General features: G+C 74.4%; 20 protein-coding genes. 10 read left to right on the forward strand and 10 right to left on the reverse strand.

Annotated features, from left to right (window positions below; genetic code table 11):
* Positions 1-33 precede the first annotated feature (33 nt).
* On the reverse strand, positions 34-1,098 hold the full coding sequence (locus tag HUT16_RS12890; RefSeq protein ID WP_176188356.1) for an adenylate/guanylate cyclase domain-containing protein: 1,065 nt from the start codon (positions 1,096-1,098) through the stop codon (positions 34-36).
* Between the two features lie 196 nt (positions 1,099-1,294).
* Positions 1,295-2,152 carry a biotin--[acetyl-CoA-carboxylase] ligase gene (locus tag HUT16_RS12895; RefSeq protein WP_176192648.1) on the reverse strand — a complete coding sequence of 286 codons (858 nt, stop codon included), beginning with the start codon at positions 2,150-2,152 and terminating at the stop codon, positions 1,295-1,297.
* Positions 2,153-2,392: 240 nt separating this feature from the next.
* Here HUT16_RS12895 and HUT16_RS12900 point away from each other — a divergent pair, with 240 nt between their 5' ends.
* Both HUT16_RS12900 and HUT16_RS12905 read left to right on the forward strand, forming a co-directional pair.
* Complete coding sequence (locus HUT16_RS12900) at positions 2,393-3,982, forward strand: acyl-CoA carboxylase subunit beta (protein ID WP_176188357.1); 1,590 nt, start codon at positions 2,393-2,395, stop codon at positions 3,980-3,982.
* Positions 3,983-4,005: 23 nt separating this feature from the next.
* Positions 4,006-4,206 (forward strand): acyl-CoA carboxylase subunit epsilon, encoded by a 201-nt coding sequence (locus tag HUT16_RS12905; RefSeq protein WP_176188358.1) that lies wholly within the window; start codon positions 4,006-4,008, stop codon positions 4,204-4,206.
* Positions 4,207-4,320: 114 nt separating this feature from the next.
* On the opposite strand, the gene HUT16_RS12910 is transcribed toward HUT16_RS12905, so the two are convergent.
* On the reverse strand, positions 4,321-4,746 hold the full coding sequence (locus HUT16_RS12910) for a DoxX family protein (RefSeq protein WP_176188359.1): 426 nt from the start codon (positions 4,744-4,746) through the stop codon (positions 4,321-4,323).
* A gap of 259 nt (positions 4,747-5,005) precedes the next feature.
* Between HUT16_RS12910 and mmpB the strand changes: the two genes are divergently transcribed.
* Positions 5,006-5,131 carry a morphogenic membrane protein MmpB gene (gene mmpB, locus HUT16_RS39235; RefSeq protein ID WP_303392077.1) on the forward strand — a complete coding sequence of 42 codons (126 nt, stop codon included), beginning with the start codon at positions 5,006-5,008 and terminating at the stop codon, positions 5,129-5,131.
* 30 nt (positions 5,132-5,161) lie between these two features.
* On the forward strand, positions 5,162-5,773 hold the full coding sequence (locus HUT16_RS12915) for a nucleoside triphosphate pyrophosphatase (RefSeq protein WP_176188360.1): 612 nt from the start codon (positions 5,162-5,164) through the stop codon (positions 5,771-5,773).
* 7 nt (positions 5,774-5,780) lie between these two features.
* Here the strand turns inward: HUT16_RS12915 and HUT16_RS12920 are convergent, their stop codons facing one another.
* The gene (locus tag HUT16_RS12920; protein ID WP_176188361.1) at positions 5,781-6,539 is read right to left on the reverse strand and encodes a S9 family peptidase; all 759 of its coding nucleotides are present in this window, start codon (positions 6,537-6,539) and stop codon (positions 5,781-5,783) included.
* A gap of 255 nt (positions 6,540-6,794) precedes the next feature.
* On the opposite strand from HUT16_RS12920, the gene HUT16_RS12925 reads away from it, so the two are divergent.
* Both HUT16_RS12925 and HUT16_RS12930 read left to right on the forward strand, forming a co-directional pair.
* The gene (locus HUT16_RS12925; RefSeq protein WP_176188362.1) at positions 6,795-7,547 is read left to right on the forward strand and encodes a hypothetical protein; all 753 of its coding nucleotides are present in this window, start codon (positions 6,795-6,797) and stop codon (positions 7,545-7,547) included.
* A gap of 217 nt (positions 7,548-7,764) precedes the next feature.
* Entirely contained in the window at positions 7,765-9,540 is a 1,776-nt protein-coding gene (locus tag HUT16_RS12930; protein WP_176188363.1) for a biotin carboxylase N-terminal domain-containing protein, read from the forward strand.
* Between the two features lie 73 nt (positions 9,541-9,613).
* Here HUT16_RS12930 and HUT16_RS12935 read toward each other — a convergent pair whose 3' ends face one another.
* The 4 genes from HUT16_RS12935 to HUT16_RS12950 form a co-directional block, all read right to left on the reverse strand.
* Positions 9,614-10,957 carry a condensation domain-containing protein gene (locus HUT16_RS12935; RefSeq protein ID WP_254897789.1) on the reverse strand — a complete coding sequence of 448 codons (1,344 nt, stop codon included), beginning with the start codon at positions 10,955-10,957 and terminating at the stop codon, positions 9,614-9,616.
* Between the two features lie 145 nt (positions 10,958-11,102).
* Complete coding sequence (locus tag HUT16_RS12940) at positions 11,103-12,041, reverse strand: DeoR/GlpR family DNA-binding transcription regulator (protein WP_303392078.1); 939 nt, start codon at positions 12,039-12,041, stop codon at positions 11,103-11,105.
* Positions 12,042-12,257: 216 nt separating this feature from the next.
* Positions 12,258-13,712: an NAD(P)H-quinone dehydrogenase gene (locus HUT16_RS12945; protein WP_176188365.1), complete on the reverse strand. Its 1,455-nt coding sequence runs from the start codon at positions 13,710-13,712 to the stop codon at positions 12,258-12,260.
* A gap of 85 nt (positions 13,713-13,797) precedes the next feature.
* Positions 13,798-14,352, reverse strand: a complete 555-nt coding sequence (locus HUT16_RS12950; protein WP_176188366.1) for a hypothetical protein — start codon at positions 14,350-14,352, stop codon at positions 13,798-13,800.
* A 133-nt stretch (positions 14,353-14,485) separates the two neighbouring features.
* On the opposite strand from HUT16_RS12950, the gene HUT16_RS12955 reads away from it, so the two are divergent.
* The 3 genes from HUT16_RS12955 (at position 14,486) to HUT16_RS12965 (ending at position 17,847) form a co-directional block, all read left to right on the forward strand.
* Complete coding sequence (locus HUT16_RS12955; RefSeq protein ID WP_030457274.1) at positions 14,486-14,923, forward strand: gamma-glutamylcyclotransferase; 438 nt, start codon at positions 14,486-14,488, stop codon at positions 14,921-14,923.
* Between the two features lie 167 nt (positions 14,924-15,090).
* Entirely contained in the window at positions 15,091-15,918 is an 828-nt protein-coding gene (locus HUT16_RS12960) for a purine-nucleoside phosphorylase (RefSeq protein WP_176188367.1), read from the forward strand.
* A 231-nt stretch (positions 15,919-16,149) separates the two neighbouring features.
* Positions 16,150-17,847 carry a phospho-sugar mutase gene (locus HUT16_RS12965; RefSeq protein WP_176188368.1) on the forward strand — a complete coding sequence of 566 codons (1,698 nt, stop codon included), beginning with the start codon at positions 16,150-16,152 and terminating at the stop codon, positions 17,845-17,847.
* Positions 17,848-17,917: 70 nt separating this feature from the next.
* On the opposite strand, the gene HUT16_RS12970 is transcribed toward HUT16_RS12965, so the two are convergent.
* Positions 17,918-18,250 (reverse strand): helix-turn-helix transcriptional regulator, encoded by a 333-nt coding sequence (locus HUT16_RS12970; protein WP_176188369.1) that lies wholly within the window; start codon positions 18,248-18,250, stop codon positions 17,918-17,920.
* A 103-nt stretch (positions 18,251-18,353) separates the two neighbouring features.
* Between HUT16_RS12970 and HUT16_RS12975 the strand changes: the two genes are divergently transcribed.
* Positions 18,354-19,346: a zinc-binding dehydrogenase gene (locus HUT16_RS12975; protein ID WP_176188370.1), complete on the forward strand. Its 993-nt coding sequence runs from the start codon at positions 18,354-18,356 to the stop codon at positions 19,344-19,346.
* Positions 19,347-19,388: 42 nt separating this feature from the next.
* Here the strand turns inward: HUT16_RS12975 and HUT16_RS12980 are convergent, their stop codons facing one another.
* Positions 19,389-20,066 (reverse strand): PH domain-containing protein, encoded by a 678-nt coding sequence (locus HUT16_RS12980; RefSeq protein WP_176188371.1) that lies wholly within the window; start codon positions 20,064-20,066, stop codon positions 19,389-19,391.
* Between the last annotated feature and the right edge of the window lie 45 nt (positions 20,067-20,111).

Raw genomic sequence — 20,111 nt, forward strand, 5'->3', positions numbered from 1 at the left:
TCGACTGAGGTGCGGGAGGTCAGTCGGCGGGGTTCAGTCGGCGGCGGGCACCCGGGTGAGCAGCCAGGGCTCGACCAGGCCCAGGCCGCGGACGGGGCGGCGCCACATCGGCTGGAGGTGGAAGCGGTGGCCGGGGGCGGGCCCGGTCTCGGGGAGGCTCGCGGTGCCGTGCTGTTCGAGGGCGGCGGCGAGCTCGCCGTCGACCAGGACGGCGTCCTTGGGGGCGATCGAGGTGAGCCGGGAGGCGAGGTTGACGGTGGTGCCGAAGACGTCGCCCATCCGGGAGGTGACGGTGCCGAAGGCCATGCCGACCCGCAGGGCGGGCATGTTGTCCTCCTTGGCGAGCGTCTCGACCAGGGAGAGGGCGATCTCGGCGACGGTGGCCGGGTCCTCGGAGACGAACAGGATCTCGTCGCCGAGGGTCTTGACCACCCGGCCGCCCTGGCCGGCGATCAGGTCGGAGCAGGTGTTCTCGAAGCCCTCGACGAGTTCGCCGAGCTCCTCCTCCTCCAGCCGGCGGGAGAGCCGGGTGAAGCCGACCAGGTCGGCGAAGGCGACGGCGAGCCGGCCGGAGGTGACCTCGTGGTCCTCGGCGGCCTGGACGACCCGGCCGGTGACGGCGGCGAGCTGGCGGCGCCAGACGTACACCAGGAACTGCTCCAGCTCGGGCAGCAGCAGTTCGACCAGCGGGTAGGCGACGTCGGAGCGGGTCATGCCGGGTTCGACGGGCTGGGTGAGGTTGTCGAGGAAGGTGTCCATCTGCCAGCCGGCCAGCCGGGCGGTGGTCTGGCCGGTGGAGCGGGCGACCTGGATCGCCATCGGCTCGCTGAGCAGCCCGGACTCGATCAGGCCGGCCAGCCGGCGCAGCGCGATCACGTCGTTGTCGGTGAGGGCGCGGGACTGGCCGATGTCGGGGAAGCCCATCGCGCGCCAGAACCGGGTGGCGAGGTCCATCGGGACTTCGGCGGCGCGCGCGGCCTGGTAGGGGGTGTACTTGCGCGGCGCGTCGAGGATCAGCCGCTCCAGGTCGGTGGCGACGGTGGTCTCGTCCGCCGCGCCGCTGTCGGAGCCCGTCGTGGCGCCGTCGTTGTCTGTCACCGGTCCGTCCCCGCGCGGTCAGCCGCACTTGTGTCTTGCCGTCGTCCAGGTGTGGGCCCGCGCGCACCGCGCGGGTAGTGGCGAGCCTCACACCGCTGCCAGGTGGAATGTTCGCACGGAATCGCGTAATCCGGGGCATCCGCCCGGCAGCCGGTCGGCCGGTCCCGCAGGGTGAGACCGGCCCGTCCCGGTCCGGTCAGTCCTGCGGGCGCACGTGCACCACGTCCCCGGCGGCGACGGGGTGCCGGGCGCCGTCGGGGGTGCGCACCACCAGGCGGCCGTCGGCGTCGACCGCGACGGCCTCGCCGAGCAGTTCGCGCCCGCCGGGCAGTTGGACCCGCACCGGCCGGTTCAGCGTGGTGCAGCGGGCGGTGTACGCGGGCAGCAGGCCGCTGGCGTGCGGGTCGCCGCCGGCGGCGGTCCACTCGCCGTACAGCTCGGCGAACTCGCGCAGCACGGCGCGCAGCAGGGTCGACCGGTCGGTGGTCTCGGCGCCGGCCAGGGCCAGCGAGGCGGCGGTGGGGACGGGCAGCTCGTCCGCGCGCAGCGAGACGTTCAGGCCGAGGCCGGCCACCACGGCGCCGCCGGACAGCTCGGTGAGGATGCCGCCGAGCTTGCGCTCCCCCCCGTCGACGACGGTCTGCAGGTCGTTGGGCCACTTCAGGCCGGTGCGCAGGCCGGCGACCCGGTCGAGGGCGGCGGAGACCGCGGTGCCGACCAGGATGGGCAGCCAGCCGTAGCGCTCGACCGGGACGCCCTGCGGGCGCAGCAGCACCGACAGGAACAGCCCGGAGCGCGGCGGGGCGCTCCAGCGGCGGTCCAGCCGGCCGCGTCCGGCGCTCTGCGACTCGGCGACCAGGACGGCCCCCTCGGGGGCGCCGTCCCCGGCGCGGGCGGCGAGGTCGGCGTTGGTGGAGCCGGTCTCGCTCACCACATCGAGTGAGGTCCACAGCGCCCCGGGACGCAGCAGGTCGAGCCGCAGGGCCCGCTCGTCCAGCGGCGGGCGCTCCAGGTCGGTCCACGGGGAGGGGCCGTCGTGGCCGAAGCCGCGCAGGCCGGAGCGGCGGGGGCGGGGGTGGTCGGGAGTGGTCACCCGGCCAGCCTAGGACGGTTTCCGGGACGCCGTACGCCGCATCATCGTCCCGCAGAACGGGCAGTGGGACGATGTGTCGATGGCCATAACCGCGCGTGCCGCCGCGCTGGTTACGCTACTCAACGGTAGACCGCAGCGCCGCCCTGCCCGCAACCCTCTCGCGCCGGGCCGGCGGCCGAGGACGCAGGGAGAGCCACCGGAATGACCCAGGCACCGCAGGACCCGCACACCACCGCCGGGAAGCTCGCCGATCTGCGCCGGCGGATCGACGAGGCGGTGCACTCCGGTTCGGCCGCGGCGGTCGAGAAGCAGCACGCCAAGGGCAAACTGACGGCCCGTGAGCGGATCGCCGAACTGCTGGACGAGGACTCCTTCGTGGAGTTCGACGAGTTCGCCCGGCACCGCTCCACCAACTTCGGGCAGGAGCGCAACCGGCCGTACGGCGACGGCGTGGTGACCGGCTACGGCACCGTGGACGGCCGCCAGGTGGCGGTGTTCGCGCAGGACTTCACCGTCTTCGGCGGCTCGCTGGGCGAGGTGTTCGGCGAGAAGATCGTGAAGGTGATGGACTTCGCGCTGAAGACCGGCTGCCCGATGATCGGCATCAACGACTCCGGCGGCGCCCGGATCCAGGAGGGCGTGGTCTCGCTCGGCCTGTACGGCGAGATCTTCCGGCGCAACGTGCACGCCTCCGGGGTGATCCCGCAGATCTCGCTGATCATGGGCCCGTGCGCGGGCGGCGCGGTCTACTCCCCCGCGGTGACCGACTTCGTGGTGATGGCCGACAAGACCTCGCACATGTTCATCACCGGCCCGGACGTGATCAGGACCGTCACCGGCGAGACCGTGGACATGGAGGAGCTGGGCGGCGCCCGCACCCACAACACCAAGTCCGGCAACGCGCACCACCTGGCCGCCGACGAGAAGGAGGCGATCGAGTACGTCAAGGCGCTGCTGTCGTACCTGCCCTCCAACAACCTGAGCGACCCGCCGGCCTACCCCGAGGAGGCCGACCTCTCCGTCACCCCCGGGGACCTCGAACTCGACACCATCGTCCCGGACTCGGCGAACCAGCCGTACGACATCCGCCGGGTGATCGAGCACGTCCTGGACGAGGGCGACTTCCTGGAGGTCCAGCCGCTGTACGCGGGCAACATCGTGGTCGGCTTCGGCCGGGTCGAGGGCCACCCGGTGGGCGTGGTCGGCAACCAGCCGATGGACCTGGCCGGCTGCCTGGACATCGCCGCCAGCGAGAAGGCCGCCCGCTTCGTGCGCACCTGCGACGCGTTCAACATCCCGGTGCTGACCTTCGTCGACGTGCCCGGCTTCCTGCCCGGCACCGGCCAGGAGTGGGACGGCATCATCCGGCGCGGCGCCAAGCTGATCTTCGCGTACGCGGAGGCCACCGTGCCGCTGATCACCGTCATCACCCGCAAGGCCTTCGGCGGCGCGTACGACGTGATGGGCTCCAAGCACCTCGGCGCCGACATCAACCTGGCCTGGCCGACCGCCCAGATCGCCGTGATGGGCGCGCAGGGCGCGGTCAACATCCTGCACCGCCGGGAGATCGCGGCCGCCGAGGCCGAGGGCGTCGGCGAGGAGCGCCGCGCCGAACTGCTCGCCTCCTACGAGGACACCCTGCTCAACCCGTACCTGGCCGCCGAGCGCGGCTACGTCGACGCGGTCATCGCCCCCAGCGAGACCCGGCGGCACGTCGTCCGCGGCCTGCGGGCGCTGCGCGGCAAGCGGGAGGCGCTGCCGCCAAAGAAGCACGGCAACATCCCGCTCTGACCCACCGAAGGGACACCTGCGCCATGACCCCCATTCAGGTGCTGCACGGGCAGCCGACCCCCGAGGAGCTGGCCACCGTCCTGGCGGTGGTCCAATCCCGGGCCGCGACCCGGGCCGCCGCCGGCCCCGCCCGCGGCCCGGCCACCGCCTGGACCGACCGCACCCCCCGCCGCGTCCCGGCCCCGGGCCCGCACGCCTGGCGCACCAGCCTCTGGCCGCGCTGAAACTTTCCGCGGAGGAAGGGGACGGACCGGGGGCCCGGGGAGGGGCGTCGGCGCGACGGTGGTGCACCGTCGCGCCGACGCCCCCCGCTCCCCGGGCCCCCGCGGGCGCTACCGCTACCGCTGCCGCTTCTCCCGGCCGGTGATCGCGAAGCTGCCGGGGCCGAGGGCGGCGATCAGCAGGAAGGCCCAGCAGAAGAGCACCGCGGACTCGCCGCCGTTCTGGAGCGGGAAGAGCGCGTTCTCCTGGTGGACGGTGAAGTAGGCGTAGGCCATCGAGCCGGAGGCGATCAGCGCGGCGCCCCGGGTGCCGAGGCCGAGCAGGACCAGGGAGCCGCAGACCAGCTGGATGACGGCGGCGTACCAGCCGGGCCAGGTGCCGGCCTTGATGCTGCCTCCGCCGTAGGCGCCGCCGAGCACGCCGAACAGGGACGCGGCGCCGTGGCAGGCGAAGAGCAGTCCGACGACCGCGCGGTGCAGCGCGATCAGGTGGGGACGGGCCGCGGCGGTGGTGGTCCTCGCCGTGGTGGTGAACTGGGACATGGGTCTGTTTCTCCTCAGCCGAAACCAGTGGGGTGGTTCTGGAGCTGCGATGCGTGCCCTGACCATGGGGGTGACACGGAGTCGGGCACGGGAGCATTCCGGCGGACCGCACACCGCCGATCATGAACCCGACATGTCAGTTGCTCTATTGCAGGGAACCCTGGCCTTTGCGTCAAGGGGGCGCCCGAACCGTTCCGGTACGCCGGACTGAGTACGGATACTCAGGCGCCGCCCCGCCCGCGGGCTGCACCCTGGTGGAGTGCTCTGGTCAGACCCCCGCGACGAGCCGTCGCAAGAGGCCCGCGAGGTGCAGCGCAGGCTGCGCCGGACGGCCCTGCTGATCGCGCTGCTGGCGCTCGCGGGCGCGGCCCTGGTGCTGGTGTAGCGCGGTCCGGCCGCGGGCTAGGCTGGGGCCATGACCGCTCGCCGCCCGCTGGTTCTCGCGTCCGCCTCCCCCGCCCGGCTGGGCCTGCTGCGACAGGCGGGCCTGGACCCGCGGGTGCGGGTGAGCGGGGTGGACGAGGACGCGCTGAGCGCCGCGACACCGGGCGAACTGGCGCTGGTGCTGGCGGTCGCGAAGGCGGAGAAGGTCGCGGGCGAGCTGGCCGCCGAGCCGGGCGAGCCGCCGCTGGTGATCGGCTGCGACTCGGTGCTGGAACTGGACGGCGCCGCGCTGGGCAAGCCGGCCGACGCGGCGGAGGCCGTCGCCCGCTGGCGGTCGATGCGCGGGCGCGAGGGCGTCCTGCGGACCGGCCACTGCGTGATCGACACCGCGACCGGGCGGCGGGCGAGCGCGACCGCCTCGACCACCGTCCGGTTCGGGACGCCGGACGACGCCGAGGTCGCCGCCTACGTCGCCTCCGGCGAACCGCTGCACGTGGCCGGGGCGTTCACCCTGGACGGCCGTTCGGCACCGTTCGTGGAGGGGATCGACGGCGACCCCGGCAACGTGATCGGCCTCTCCCTGCCGCTGCTGCGCCGCCTGCTCGCCGAGCTGGACGTGCGCATCACCGACCTGTGGGCCTGAGCGCCGGCTAACCCGCCGCGGGGGCGTGCCGGGCCAGGTAGTCGAGTACGTCGGGCAGCGCGCCGTCCTGGAGCAGCAGGGCGCCGTGGTTGCCGCCCGGGTAGATCTTGAGCTGCTTGTCCTCGGCGACGGAGGCGTCGTAGAGGGTCCGGGCGTTGTCGTTGAACGGGCTGTCGGTCTGTTCGGCGGCGAAGTAGGTGGGCGCCTTGACCGTGGTGACCGCGATCGCGGCGTTGTACTGCGGGTAGGTGGTGGGCGAGCTGAGCGAGACCACGGCCTTGACCGGCAGCGGATTGTCCAGCTTGGCCGCGACCAGGGAGCCGGCGGCGCCCTTGGAGGCGCCGACCAGCGCGACCGCGCCGACGCCCTTGGACTTGAGGTAGTCGGCGCCCGCCTTGATCACCTCGGTGACGTCGCCCTCCGAGGTGTAGGCCAGGACGGCGTACCCGGCCTTGGTGAAGGCCGGGAAGTCGAGCGCCCACTCGCAGAGCGAGCCGTCCCGCTGGTGCGAGAAGATCACTCCGACCTTGGCGTGGCCCGCGTCGGAGTCCTGGTAGTAGGCGTCGACGTCCGAGCCGCCGGAGGTGCCCGCGTCCAGGCTGAAGGAGCCCTTGGCGGCCTGGGCCTGGGTGACGCAGCCGTAGGTGTCGGCGCTCGGGCCGGGCGCGGCCCCGGTCTTTCCGGAGCTGCCGGAGCCGTCGCCGGAGCAGGCGGTGAGCAGCAGCGCGGCCGCGGCGAGCGCGACGGGCAGTGCGGAACGCTTCACGTTTTCCCCCGTGAATCGTGCGGATGGTGCAGTGGTGGCTGTGACGCTAGGGAGCGCCCGGAGCCGGGTCAATGGTCTGAACCATTCCGTTATCCCGGGGACCGGGCCGGAAGCGGAACGAAGAATTCCCCTTGCGGGGTGCGGAATCGGACAGAACCCGGCTCGTACATCTGTTGCAGAGTTCCACTCCACTGCCGGGCGGGGCGCCGTTAGGCTGACGCAGCCGGGACGGAGAGGAGCGACGAGGAGCGGAAGATGACCGATGGTGTGCTCAACGTCGTTCTGGGGCTGGTCGCTTCGGCGATCAGTGCCGGGCTGGGCTGGCTGGCCCAGACCCTGCGCCGGCGGCGCCGGCTGGGACGGCAGCGGGCCTTCTTCGGACTTCCCGCCACCGGCGAGGCGCTGCTGGTGGTCAACCGCCAGGCGTCGGCCGCGGACGCGAAGAGCGTGGCCCGCGACGACGTCTACGCGCTGATGGAACTGGCCGCGCTGGTGCGCGAGTGCGGCGCGCGGGCGACGCTGACCGGGCACGACGAAGTCCGGCAGGGGCTGGGCGACAAGACCGAGTTCTGCGTGGGCGGCCCGGCCGGGAACAAGCGGACGGCGGCCCACCTGGAATCCTGGCTGCCGGGGGTCTCGTTCGTCGGCCCGCCCGCGGAGGCCGGCCACCCGGTGCACACCCTGCTGGTCGGCTCGCGGCAGTTCCGGTTCCTGACCTCCGCGGAGGAGCCCGGCCAGCGGGCGCACGTGCTGCTGGCCCGGATCCACCTGCGCGAGGGCAGCCGGCCGGTGTTCGTGATAGCCGGGCAGACCGCGGTGTCCAACCACGCCGCGGCCCGCTACCTGGCCTCCCACCACCGGGAGCTGGCCCGCCGGCACGGCCGGGACGGCGCGTTCGCCCTGGTGCTGCGGGTGGTGAACGCCCGGGCGTACGGACCGGACGTGGTCGAGTTCGAGGCCGACGTGACGGCCGCCGCGACCACCCGTCCCCAGCCGGTGGCCGCCTGACCCGATCCGGTGTGGCGAAGGCCACCCCCCTCTCCCCCGGGCGTTCCGGCCCGCCGCCACGCCCGCGCCGGGCCCACCGCCTGCGGCGCCGCGCCAACGGCCGCCGCTCGCACGGGAGTCCGGCAAACGAGCGTGTGAGCACGCTCACCACCAGGGACTACTCGCCGGTAGCGCCCTTCCATCCATAGACTCGACGAGGTTCGAGAAGGGAGCCACAGTGCGCAAGGTGCTCATCGCCAACCGCGGAGAAATCGCCGTCCGCGTCGCCCGGGCCTGCCGGGACGCGGGAATCGCCAGCGTCGCCGTGTACGCGGAGCCTGACCGGGACGCGCTGCACGTACGGGCCGCCGACGAGGCCTACGCGCTCGGCGGCGACACCCCCGCCACCAGCTACCTGGACATCGCCAAAGTCCTCAAAGCCGCCGCCGACTCCGGCGCCGACGCCATCCACCCCGGCTACGGCTTCCTCTCCGAGAACGCCGACTTCGCCCAAGCCGTCCTCGACGCAGGCCTGACCTGGATCGGCCCACCCCCGCAAGCCATCCGCGACCTCGGCGACAAGGTCACCGCCCGCCACGTCGCCCAACGCGCCGGCGCCCCCCTGGTCGCCGGCACCCCCGAACCCGTCTCCGGCGCCGACGAAGTCACCGCCTTCGCCACCGAACACGGCCTGCCCGTCGCCATCAAAGCCGCCTTCGGCGGCGGCGGCCGCGGCCTCAAGGTCGCCCGCACCCTCGAAGAGATCCCCGAACTCTACGAATCCGCCGTCCGCGAAGCCGTCGCCGCGTTCGGCCGCGGTGAGTGCTTCGTCGAGCAGTACCTCGACAAGCCCCGCCACGTCGAAACCCAGTGCCTGGCCGACCAGCACGGCAACGTCGTCGTCGTCTCCACCCGCGACTGCTCGCTCCAGCGCCGCCACCAGAAGCTGGTCGAGGAAGCCCCCGCGCCGTTCCTCACCCCCGAGCAGAACGCCGAGCTCTACCGCGCCTCCAAGGCCATCCTCCGCGAAGCCGGCTACGTCGGCGCCGGCACCTGCGAATTCCTCGTCTNCCAGGACGGCCTGATCTCCTTCCTCGAGGTCAACACCCGCCTCCAGGTCGAACACCCCGTCTCCGAAGAAGTCACCGGCCTCGACCTGGTCCGCGAGATGTTCCGCATCGCCGACGGCGAACCCCTCGGCTACGACGACCCCGAAATCCGCGGCCACTCCTTCGAGTTCCGCATCAACGGCGAAGACCCCGGCCGCGGCTTCCTCCCCGCCCCCGGCACCGTCACCCTCTTCGCCCCGCCGTCCGGCCCCGGCGTCCGCCTCGACGCCGGCGTCGAATCCGGCTCCGTCATCGGCCCCGCCTGGGACTCCCTGCTCGCCAAGCTGATCGTCTCGGGCGCCACCCGCCAGCAGGCCCTCCAGCGCGCCAAGCGCGCCCTGGAGGAATTCAAGGTCGACGGCATGGCCACCGCCATCCCCTTCCACCAGACCGTCGTCACCGACCCCGCCTTCGCCCCCGAGGTGAACGGCCAGAACGGCCCGTTCACCGTCTACACCCGGTGGATCGAGACCGAGTTCCAGAACACCATCCCGCCGTTCGCGGGCGCGGGCCCCGACGGCGAGGAGCCCGAGGGCCGCGAGACCGTGGTCGTCGAGGTCGGCGGCAAGCGCATCGAGGTCTCGCTGCCGTCCTCCCTGGGCGTCGCCTCCGCCCCGGCGGCGGGCGCGGGCGCGGCGAAGGCCAAGCGCCGCACCGGCACCAAGAAGGCCGCCTCCGCGGTCTCCGGTGACACCCTGGCCTCGCCGATGCAGGGCACCATCGTCAAGGTCGCCGTCGAGGAGGGCCAGGTCGTCGCCGAAGGCGAACTCGTCGTCGTCCTCGAAGCCATGAAGATGGAACAGCCCCTCAACGCCCACAAGGCCGGCACCATCGTCGGCCTCACCGCCCAGATCGGCGCCTCCGTCTCCAGCGGCGCCGCCCTCTGCGAGATCAAGGACGTCTGAGCCCGCGTCTCGGCACCGGAAGGGCGGCGGGGGTCCACGGACCCCCGCCGCCCTTCCGGCTGTCCGGCCCGGGCTACCCGGCCTTCGGGCGGTCCGGCCCGGGCTGCCCGGCCGCGCCCAGCACCAGTTCCTCGACGCCGCACAGGAACCCGGCCATCTGCTCCCGGCTCAGCAGCGCGCCGTCCACCACCATCCGCAGTTCGACCGCGCCCGGCACCACCACCACGTCCACCGCGACGGACACCCCGGGGCGGATCGGGAACTCGTCGGGGAAGCTCAGCTCCCGCTCCGCCGGGCCCTCCCGGCCCGGGGCGTCGGCCATCAGCGCGGCCAGCGGGTCCCTGGTGTCGTTCCAGAACACCGAGTGGTCGGCCAGCTCGACGCCCGCGGCCCGCAGCCCGTCCAGCTCGGCGTCCAACTCCGGCTTGTCGTAGCCGGAGTGGCGGTAGGCGGCGAGCGCCGGGCCCCGGGCGCGGCGGACGGTCTCGGCGAAGTCCGCGGAGATCTCCGGGAGGTGGAACAGGCCCTCCTGGGCGAGCGTGGTGACCGCCTCGGCGGCCTGCTCGGTGAACCGGTTGCCGACCACCACCTGGCACAGGAAGGCGCGCTGCCCGCCGAGCCGGGCCAGTTCGGTGGCGGCGGCGGCCAGCAGCACCGTGGCGTCGCTGGTCTGCAACCGGGCGGCGGCCTCCGGGAGGGCGGCGGCCAGCGCCGGGGAGCGCAGCAGCGCGTACGGGAAGGTCCGCCGCGGGTCCGGTTCGCCGGGCGGGCGGGGCAGCAGGGTGCGCGGCCCGGCGGCCAGCTTGTCCCGCCAGTGCCGACGGGCGGCGGCGTCCCGGCGGCGGCCGCGCGGCGAGCGCTGCTCGGCGGCCTCCTCCAGCGGCTGGGCGAACTCCCGCTCGGCGCGCAGGTCCCGGGCGGTGCGCCCGGCGGCCAGCAGCATCAGGTCGCGGACCATCCGGCGCATCCCCCAGCCGTCCGCGGCGGTGTGCGAGAGCACCACGACGGTCTGCCGGACCAGGCCGTCGACCAGCACCAGGCCGAGCCGCACCGGCCAGCCGCCGGCCGGGTCGAAGGGCTGCCGGGCGTACGCGCCGAGCAGGTCGGCGGCGGCCTCCTCGGCCAGCTCGGGCGTGTCCCGGTGCAGCAGCGCCACCGGGAGGGTGCCGTCGGCGTCGGCGATCTGGACCAGGTCGCCGTCCTCCTCGACCAGGCGGGTGCGCAGCGCGTCGTGCAGGTGCAGCAGTTCGGTGTAGGCGCGGAGCACCGCCTCCGGCGTCATGCCGGGGTCGACGGGCGCGGCCAGCCGCAGGTTGTAGCGGGGTGCCTCGGTGCCGAGCTTGACCAGGGCGGAGTGGATGGCGCGCTGCCCCCAGGTCGCGGGGCCGCGGCCGCCACGCGCGTCACGTACCGTCAATTCCGTTGTGCGGTCGAGTGTTTCGCTCGCTGCGTCCATGGGGGCAGACGCTACAAGCGGGTCGGCCGGGGCGGCCAGGGGTCGGCGGCGGGCGGGCCGGAACCGGTCAGTGGGGCGCCCCGGGCGCGGTGGGCGGGGGCGGGCGTCAGCGGATCCGCTCGGCGAGCCGGGCGGCGGGCGGCAGGGCCCCGTGCGGGGCGGGACGGCGCTGGCCGGGCAGCGGGCTGCCGGGGGCGGCCGGCGCGGGCGGGGCGGCGGCCCGGCGGGCGGCCTGCGGGTGCCCGCCGGACTCGGTGGCCAGGCCGAGCGAGGCCACCGACACCTGCACCCCGCAGTCGGCGAGCGCGTGCTGCTCCCGGGAGGTGAGGTCGTCCAGCAGGGTGCGCTCGTCGGTGACCAGCCGGGTGATCGCCTCGGTGGCGACGGTCTGGAACATGCTGTCGGTGCCCAGCTTGGTGTGGTCGGCCAGCACGATCACCTCGTTGGCGGCCTGCACCAGCGCCCGGTCGACCGAGGCGGACAGCATGTTGGCGGTGGACAGGCCGCGCTCGGCGGTCAGGCCGCTGCCGGAGATGAACGCCTTGGTGACCCGCAGCCCGGCCAGCGACTGCTCGGCGCCGCTGCCCACCAGGGCGTAGTTGGAGCCGCGCAGCGTGCCGCCGGTCATCACCACCTCCACCCGGTTGGCGTGCGCCAGCGCCTGGGCGACCAGCAGCGAGTTGGTGACCACCGTCAGCCCCGGCACCCGGGCGAGCCGGCGGGCCAGCTCCTGGGTGGTGGTGCCGGCGCCGACCACGATGGCGTCGCCCTCCTCGACCATGTCCGCGGCGAGGTCGGCGATGGCGCTCTTCTCGGCGGTGGCGAGGTGGGTCTTCTGCGGGTAGCCCGGGTCCCGGCTGAACCCGCCGGGCAGCACCGCGCCGCCGTGCCGGCGGTCGAGCAGCCCTTCGGACTCCAGCGCCCGGACGTCCCGGCGGACGGTGACTTCGGAGGTCTGGACGACGCGGGCCAGTTCGCGGAGCGACACGGCTCCGTTGGCGCGCACCATCTCTAGGATCAACTGGCGACGTTCTGCTGCAAACACAGGACCGACGGTAACCCGAGTGACCGTCTGCTTTCAGGCGTTTGCACCTGGTAACGGGATTTGCTCACCTCGGGACGGCGCACGACCGTACAATGCGCGCCCCTCGGCCCGGGTGAGCCGGACGGCGTGCGCCCGGCTCACTCGCCTGCTCGTGCACGCCCGCGTCTGCGCGCATCCGCACGCCCGCATCCGCACGCCCGCGTCCGCGCGTTCCCGTCAGGAGCCGGCGACCTCGCGCTTGCGGATGTGCAGCTGGCGGGCCGCCTCGGCGGTCGAGCCGGACAGCGACGGGTACACCGTGAAGGCGCTCGCCACCTGCTCCACCGTCAGGTTGTTGTCCACCGCCAGCGAGATGGAGTGGATCAGCTCGGAGGCACGCGGGGCGACCACCACGCCGCCGACCACGATGCCGGTGCCGGGGCGGGCGAACAGCTTCACGAAGCCGTCCCGGATGCCCTGCATCTTGGCCCGCGGGTTGCCGCGCAGCGGGAGCTTCACCTCGACGGCGTCCATCTTCCCGCAGGACACGTCGGCGTGGGTGTAGCCGACGGTGGCGATCTCCGGGTCGGTGAACACGTTGGACGCCACGGTCTTCAGGTTCAGCGGCTGCACCGCGTCGCCGAGCGCGTGGTACATCGCGATCCGGCCCTGCATGGCGGCCACCGAGGCCAGCATGAAGACGCCGGTGCAGTCGCCGGCCGCGTACACGCCGGGGGCGGAGGTGCGGGAGACCCGGTCCACCTTGATCTGGCCCCAGTCGTTGACCGCGACGCCGGCCTCCTCCAGGCCCAGGTCCGCGGTGTTGGGGATCGAGCCGACCGCCATCAGACAGTGCGTGCCGGTGATCACCTTGCCGTCGGCGAGGGTGACCTCGACCCGGTCGCCGACCCGCTTGGCGCTCTCCGCCCGGGAGCGGCTCATCACGTTCATGCCGCGGCGGCGGAACACGTCCTCCAGCACCTCGGCGGCGTCCGGGTCCTCGCCGGGGAGCACCCGGTCGCGCGAGGAGACCAGCGTGACGTTCGAGCCGAGCGCCTGGTAGGCGCCGGCGAACTCGGCGCCGGTGACGCCGGAGCCGACCACGATCAGCTCGCGCGGCAGCTCCTCCAGGTCGTACACCTGCGTCCAGGCGAGGATCCGCTCGCCGTCCGGCTGGGCGTCGGGCAGCTCGCGCGGGCGGACGCCGGTGGCGATCAGCACCGCGTCGGCGCGCACCGACTCGACGGCGCTGTCGGCCAGTTCGACCAGCACCTCGCGGGAGCCGTCGATCGCCTGGCCGCCGCCGCCGAGCCGGCCGCGGCCGCGCAGCACGGTGACGCCGGCCCGGGTGACCGCCTGGGTGATGTCGTGCGACTGGGCGATGGCCAGCCGCTTCACGCGCCGGTTGACCTTGCCGAGGTCGACGCCGACCACCCGGGCCGGGTCGGCCGCGTCCGCCGTGCCGTCGGCGACCAGGATGCCGAGTTCCTCGTACGAGCTGTCGAAGCTGGTCATCACCTCGGCGGTGGCGATCAGCGTCTTGGACGGCACGCAGTCCGTCAGCACCGCCGATCCGCCCAGACCGTCGCGGTCGACGACGGTCACCTCCGCGCCGAGCTGGGCGGCCACGAGGGCCGCCTCGTATCCGCCTGGTCCGCCACCGATGATCACGATCCGAGTCACGTGCCCCATTCTCCCGCATGCCGGAACGGAATCCACGCCGGGGGCGTTGTTGTTCGCCTCTCACTGCTCCCACCGGCCGGTCGCGCCGCTCCCACTAGCCGGTCTGCCGGATCGAGGCCGACACCAGCACTCCGCCGGACACCGTGTAGGTGCCCTCGTAGGTCTTCGTGCTGCCGTCGGTCTGGACCGCGTAGATCACCGCGCGCACCTGGTTCGAACCGAAGGTGCTGGTGGTGCCCAGGTGAATGCTCGCGGTGGTGGCGTAGCCCTTCACCCAGCCGTTGTAGTCGCTGCCGCCGATGTTCTTGCCGCCCAGCGCCCAGGCCGCCGCGTAGTCGTGGTTGCTGATGTCCTCGTAGTACTGCTGCACCACGGCGATCGCGCTGGTGAGCGTCGGGTCGCCGCCGCCCTTCGCGGTGGTGACCGTGACGGTCGGGTTCGGCGTCGCGGTGACCGTCTGCGGCGTGACGGTGACCGTCGGGGTCGGCGTCGGGGTGACGGTGACGGTCGGCGTGGGCGTCGCGGTGACGGTGACCGCGCCCGGCGGGCTGGCCTCCGCCCGGCCACCGCCCGAACCGCAGCCGACCGCGGTCGCCAGCAGCACCGCCGCGACCGCCGAGACGCCCGCCACTACCGGTAGTTGTCGCATCAGGACGCTCCCGTCCGGCCCGCACTCCGCCCCCGGCCCGGCGGGTCCGCCCGCGGGGCGGGACCTCCCTCCACGGTAGGCCCGCCCCGGGCTCGCAGCCCGGTGGACCGTTCCGCTCCCGTAGGCTGGCCGCATGTCGCTCTACGCCGCCTACGCCACCAACCTCGACGCCCGGCAGATGTCCCGGCGCGCCCCGCACTCCCCGCTGCGCGGCACCGGCTGGCTGCCCGGCTGGCGGCTGACCTTCGGCGGCGAGCAGTTGGGCTGGGAGGGCTCGCTGGCCACCGTGGTGGAGGACGAGAAGGAGCAGGTCTTCGTCTCGCTGTACGACGTGGCGCCGATGGACGAGGACGGCCTGGACCGCTGGGAGGGCGTGCAGCTCGGCATCTACCGCAAGGTGAAGCTGCGCGCGCAGACCCTGGACGGCGAGGTCGCGGTCTGGACGTACGTGCTGAACGACTACGAGGGCGGGCTGCCCGCCGCCCGCTACCTGGGCCTGATCGCGGACGCGGCGGAGAGCGCCGGCGCCCCCGACGACTACGTGCTGGACCTGCGCCGCCGCCCCTGCTGACCGTCCGGGGCGGGTGGACCGCCCCGCGCCGGCGGCCGTGGGTTCCGCCGGGAGCCCCCGCCGCGCCGGGGACGAATGCCGTGCTTCCGTGCAATCCGGGTAACGATCCGGCATGGCCTGGCCCTGCTGTCTACGCGCGTAGGCAGATGTGACCTATCCTCGACCGCGTGAACGCATCTCCTCAGACGGTCGCCCCCGCCGACCCCTACGCCGCCGCCCGGGCCGCCGCCGACCGGCTGCGCGAACTCACCGGCGCCGAACGCCACGACGTCGCCCTGGTGATGGGCTCCGGCTGGGTGCCGGCCGCCGACGCCCTGGGCGAGGCCCTCGCGGAGTTCCCGGTCACCGACCTGCCCGGCTTCCCGGCCCCCGCGGTGGCCGGCCACGCCGGCACCGTCCGCTCGGTGCGGATTCCCGGCGGCGAGCGCCGGGCCCTGGTCTTCCTCGGCCGCAACCACTACTACGAGGGCCACGGCGTGGCCACCGTGGTGCACGGCGTGCGCACCGCCGCCGCGGCCGGCTGCCGCACCGTCGTGCTCACCAACGGCTGCGGCGGCCTGCGCGAGGGTTGGGTCCCCGGGCAGCCCGTGCTGATCAGCGACCACATCAACCTGACCGCGGACTCCCCGATCGTCGGCGCCAACTTCGTCGACCTCACCGACCTGTACTCCAAGCGCCTGCGCACCCTGTGCCGCGAGATCGACCCCTCCCTCGACGAGGCCGTCTACGTGCAGTTCCGCGGCCCGCACTACGAGACCCCGGCCGAGGTCAACATGGCCCGGGTGATCGGCGGCGAGCTGGTCGGCATGTCCACCACGCTGGAGGCCATCGCCGCCCGCGAGGCCGGTGCCGAGGTGCTCGGCATCTCGCTGGTCACCAACCTGGCCGCGGGCATCACCGGCGAACCGCTCAACCACGCCGAGGTGCTGGAGGCCGGCCGGGCCTCCGCCGAACGGATGGGCGCCCTGCTGGCGAAGGTCCTGGAACGGATCTGACACCCCGGCGGGGGCCGGACTCCCCCGCCCGGGCGCGCGGCTGACGGAGAATCGGGAACCGTGACGACGAGGAGCGGGGGACGGCCGGACGGGCCGGGAGCCGGGAGGCCCGGCTCCGGGCCGCCCGCGCACCGGGCCGGGGCCGGCCCCCCTCGCGCCACCGGCACGGGCCGCGCGCCCCGTCCTCACACCTCTCACCCCTCGTCCTCACACACCCAGGGAGCGGGCCGCATGCCGAAGGCACCCACCAACGACCTCCTCGACCGGGCCCGCGCCTGGCTGGCCGAGGACCCCGACCCGCAGACCCGCGCGGAGCTGGCCGGGCTGCTGGCCTGCGCCGAGGGGCCGGAGGCCGAGTCCGAGGAGCGGATCGCCTGGTCCCGGCTGGCCGAGCGCTTCGCCGGGCGCCTGCAGTTCGGCACCGCCGGGCTGCGCGGCGAGCTGGGCGCCGGGCCGATGCGGATGAACCGCGCCGTGGTGATCCGGGCCGCCGCCGGCCTGGCCGGGTACGTGCGCAAGCACCCGGAGCTCGGCGACCTGGTGGTGATCGGCTACGACGCCCGCCACAAGTCGTACGACTTCGCCCTCGACACCGCCGCCGTGGTGGTCGGCGCCGGCCTGCGCGCCGCGCTGCTGCCCCGCGCGCTGCCCACGCCCGTCCTCGCCTTCGCGATCCGGCAGCTGGGCGCGGCGGCCGGCGTGGTGGTCACCGCCAGCCACAACCCGCCGCAGGACAACGGCTACAAGGTGTACCTGGGCGACGGCTCGCAGATCGTCCCGCCCGCGGACGCGGACATCGCCGCCGAGATCGACGCGCTGGGCGCGCTGGCCGACGTCCCGCGCGCCGAGGGCGGCTGGGAGGTGCTCGGCGAGGAGGTGCTCGCCGCCTACCTGGCCCGCGCCGTCTCGGTGCTGGACGCCGACGGGCCGCGCGACCTGGCCACCGTCTACACCCCGCTGCACGGCGTGGGCCGGGACGTGCTGCTGGCCGCGTTCGGCGCCGCCGGGTTCCCGGCGCCGGTCGTGGTCGCCGAACAGGCCGAACCGGACCCGGACTTCCCCACTGTCGCGTTCCCCAACCCGGAGGAGCCGGGCGCGATGGACCTCGCCTTCGCCGCCGCCCGGGCGGCCCGCCCCGACCTGGTGATCGCCAACGACCCGGACGCCGACCGCTGCGCGGTGGCCGTCCCCACCACCGGCAACGACTGGCGGATGCTGCGCGGCGACGAGGTCGGCGCGCTGCTCGGCGCGGCCGTCGCCGCCAAGGGCGGCACCGGGGTGTTCGCCACCACCATCGTCTCCTCCACCCTGCTCGGCAGGATCGCCGCCGCGGCCGGGCTGGGCTACGCCGAGACGCTCACCGGCTTCAAGTGGATCGCCCGCGCCGAGGGCATCCGCTACGGCTACGAGGAGGCGCTCGGCTACTGCGTCGACCCGGACGGCGTCCGCGACAAGGACGGCGTCACCGCCGCCCTGCTGATCGCCGAACTGGCCGCCGGGCTCAAGCGGGACGGCCGCACCCTGACCGACCTGCTGGACGACCTCGCGCTGGCCCACGGCCTGCACGCCACCGACCAGCTCTCGGTCCGGGTCGACGACCTCGCGGTGATCTCGGACGCGATGGCCGCGCTGCGCGACAAGCCCCCGGTCGAGCTGGCCGGCCTGGCCGTCACCCGCGCCGACGACCTCGCCGCCGGCTCCGCCGACCTGCCCCCCACCGACGGCCTGCGCTACCTGCTGTCCGGCCCGGCCGTCGGCTCGGCGCGGGTGGTCGTGCGCCCGTCCGGCACCGAGCCGAAGCTCAAGTGCTACCTGGAGGTCGTCCTCCCGGTCGCCGCCGCGGCCGAGCTGCCCGCCGCCCGCACCCGGGCGCAGGCGCTGCTGGACCTCCTCAAGCAGGACTTCGCGCTGGCCGCGGGCCTGGTCTGACGCCCCGCCACTGCCACCGGCCGCCCCCTCCCTGGCGGCCGGTGGCGTTTTCGGCCCCGCCGGACCGGCCCTAGCCGCCGTTGCGGTAGGCGGCGACCACCGTGCCCAGCAGGCCCGGGAAGCGCTCCTCCAGGTCGGCGGCGCGCAGCGTGGTCAGCCGGCGGTTGGCCTCCTCGCGGTGGCGGATCAGGCCCGCCTCGCGGAGCACCTTGAAGTGGTGGCTGAGGGTGGAGGGCGCGACGTCCACCGGGAAGGTGCCGCAGGCGCGTTCGGGCTCGACGCTGAGGGTCTGCACGATGGTCATCCGGGTCGGGTCGGCGAGCGCGTGCAGGACGTCCAGCAGGTCGATGTCGGCGGTGTCGGGGTACTGGGGCGCCTCGCGGCGGCGGCTGGGACGGGGCACGGGGCGCCTCCTCCAGGGATGTTCGACAGATGTCGAAGTTGCATGGTACTAATTTCGACGTTCGTAGAACATCGTATCTCGAAACACGTCGAGGGGGACCACCATGCGCGCACTCGTCATGACCGAAGCAGGCGGCGCCGAACACAGCCACGTCCTCGACCTCGAACCGCCGCGGCCCGGCCCCGGCCAGATCGCGATCGACGTCACCCACGCCGGGCTGAACTTCGTCGACGTGATGGCCCGCCGCGGCGACGGCGGCTACACCGCCGCCTGGCCGCACCACCCCGGCAAGGAGGTCGCCGGCACCGTCCGGGCCCTCGGCGCGGGCGTCACCGGCCCCGCCGTCGGCACCCCCGTGGTCGCCGCCACCCGGACCGGCGGGCTCGCCCGGGTCGCGGTCGCCGACGCGGCCCTCACCGTCCCCGTCCCCGACGGCGTCCCGCCGCACGTCGCCGCCACCACCCCGCTCGGCCTCGCCACCACCCTGCTGCTGCTCACCGACGCCGGGCGCTTCGCCCCCGGCGAGAGCGTCCTCGTCCACTCGGCGAGCGGCGGCATCGGCACCGCCGTGGCCCGGCTGCTCCCCCACCTCGGCGGCGGCCGCCTGCTCGGCACCGTCGGACGCCCCGAGAAGGCGGAGGCCGCCCGGCGGCACGGCTACGACGCGGTGCACGCCCGCGGCACCGACCCCGCCGACCTCGCCGCCCGGCTGCGCGCGGCCAACGGCGGACGCGGCATCGACCTGGTCCTCGACCCGCTGGGCACCGCCGCCCTCGACCTCGACCTCGACCTGCTCGCCCCCGGCGGCCGCATCGTCCTCTTCGGCAACGCGGGCGGCGGCGTCCCGGACCCGCTGCCGCCCCTGCCCCGCCTGCTCGGCGCCAACGCCACGATCACCGGCTTCAGCCACAACGGGCTGCTCACCCACGCCCCCGCCAAGGTCGCCGCCGCGATCCGCCGCGCCCTCGACCTGCTCGCCACCGGCGCGCTCGACACCCCGGTGACCGTCCTGCCCGACCTCACCGCCGTCCCCGCCGCCCACGACCTGCTCGCCGCCGGCCGCGCCGAGGGCAAGTACGTGGTGGCCCTCCATTGATGGCCCTCCAGTAGCGCCGTTCCCCCGGGCTACCGGGTGCGCTCAGATGGCCAGGACGACCGCGACCAGGGCGACCAGCCCCGCCAGCGTCGGCGCGATGACCCACCAGCACCAGGTCGCGGTGACCTCGCCGGCCGCCGAGGCCTTGTGCGCGTTGCGTTCGGCCTGCTCCTGGAGCGCGTTCACCACCGCGTCGGACCAGGCGCGGGTGGAGTCCAGCTCGTCCGGGCGGGGCGTGCGGGGGGCCTTGCCGGGGCGGGCGGGGCTGCGCAGCGCGGGGTCGCCCTCGGCGACCGCGCGGGTCGCCCGGCGGGTGGCCTTCTTGCGCTGGCGGATCGAGACCGGGATCGCCCAGACCTGGAACTTGCGCCCGTCGGCGAAGAGTTCGACCGAGTACCCGGCCTTGAGCCCCTCGACCTTGGACCAGGGCGCGACGATCGTCCGCAGCGGGTTGCGCACCACCAGCCGCCGGTCGTTGGCGCGCACCACGGGCCGCAGGGTGTAGGCGATCACCGGGAAGGCGAAGACCGGCGCGGCGGCGAGGGCGACCCACGGGGTGGCGCCGGAGCCGGTCACCACGGCGTCGGTGATCAGCCAGGCGGCGACGGCGAGCATCATGGCGCCCGCGACGACGCTGGGGACGGAGCGGTAGACGCGGTCGGCGTACACGGGCTCGTCGGCGGCGGAGCCCTGGTGGGGCGTCCGGTCGGATTCGGTCATGCCGTCGATTCTGCCCCAGCGCCCGGGCCGCCCCCAATGGCGACC

This window comes from Kitasatospora sp. NA04385, from assembly GCF_013364235.1.
Taxonomy (GTDB): domain Bacteria; phylum Actinomycetota; class Actinomycetes; order Streptomycetales; family Streptomycetaceae; genus Kitasatospora.

Bases quoted from the DNA above. Each gene is read 5' to 3' on its own strand.
- HUT16_RS12900 (WP_176188357.1), top strand. From the start codon at position 2,393: ATGACCCAGGCACCGCAGGACCCGCACACCACCGCCGGGAAGCTCGCC.
- HUT16_RS12905 (WP_176188358.1), top strand. From the start codon at position 4,006: ATGACCCCCATTCAGGTGCTGCACGGGCAGCCGACCCCCGAGGAGCTG.
- HUT16_RS12910 (WP_176188359.1), bottom strand. From the start codon at position 4,746: ATGTCCCAGTTCACCACCACGGCGAGGACCACCACCGCCGCGGCCCGT.
- HUT16_RS12915 (WP_176188360.1), top strand. From the start codon at position 5,162: ATGACCGCTCGCCGCCCGCTGGTTCTCGCGTCCGCCTCCCCCGCCCGG.
- HUT16_RS12925 (WP_176188362.1), top strand. From the start codon at position 6,795: ATGACCGATGGTGTGCTCAACGTCGTTCTGGGGCTGGTCGCTTCGGCG.
- HUT16_RS12945 (WP_176188365.1), bottom strand. From the start codon at position 13,712: ATGGGGCACGTGACTCGGATCGTGATCATCGGTGGCGGACCAGGCGGA.
- HUT16_RS12950 (WP_176188366.1), bottom strand. From the start codon at position 14,352: ATGCGACAACTACCGGTAGTGGCGGGCGTCTCGGCGGTCGCGGCGGTG.
- HUT16_RS12955 (WP_030457274.1), top strand. From the start codon at position 14,486: ATGTCGCTCTACGCCGCCTACGCCACCAACCTCGACGCCCGGCAGATG.
- HUT16_RS12965 (WP_176188368.1), top strand. From the start codon at position 16,150: ATGCCGAAGGCACCCACCAACGACCTCCTCGACCGGGCCCGCGCCTGG.
- HUT16_RS12975 (WP_176188370.1), top strand. From the start codon at position 18,354: ATGCGCGCACTCGTCATGACCGAAGCAGGCGGCGCCGAACACAGCCAC.
- HUT16_RS12980 (WP_176188371.1), bottom strand. From the start codon at position 20,066: ATGACCGAATCCGACCGGACGCCCCACCAGGGCTCCGCCGCCGACGAG.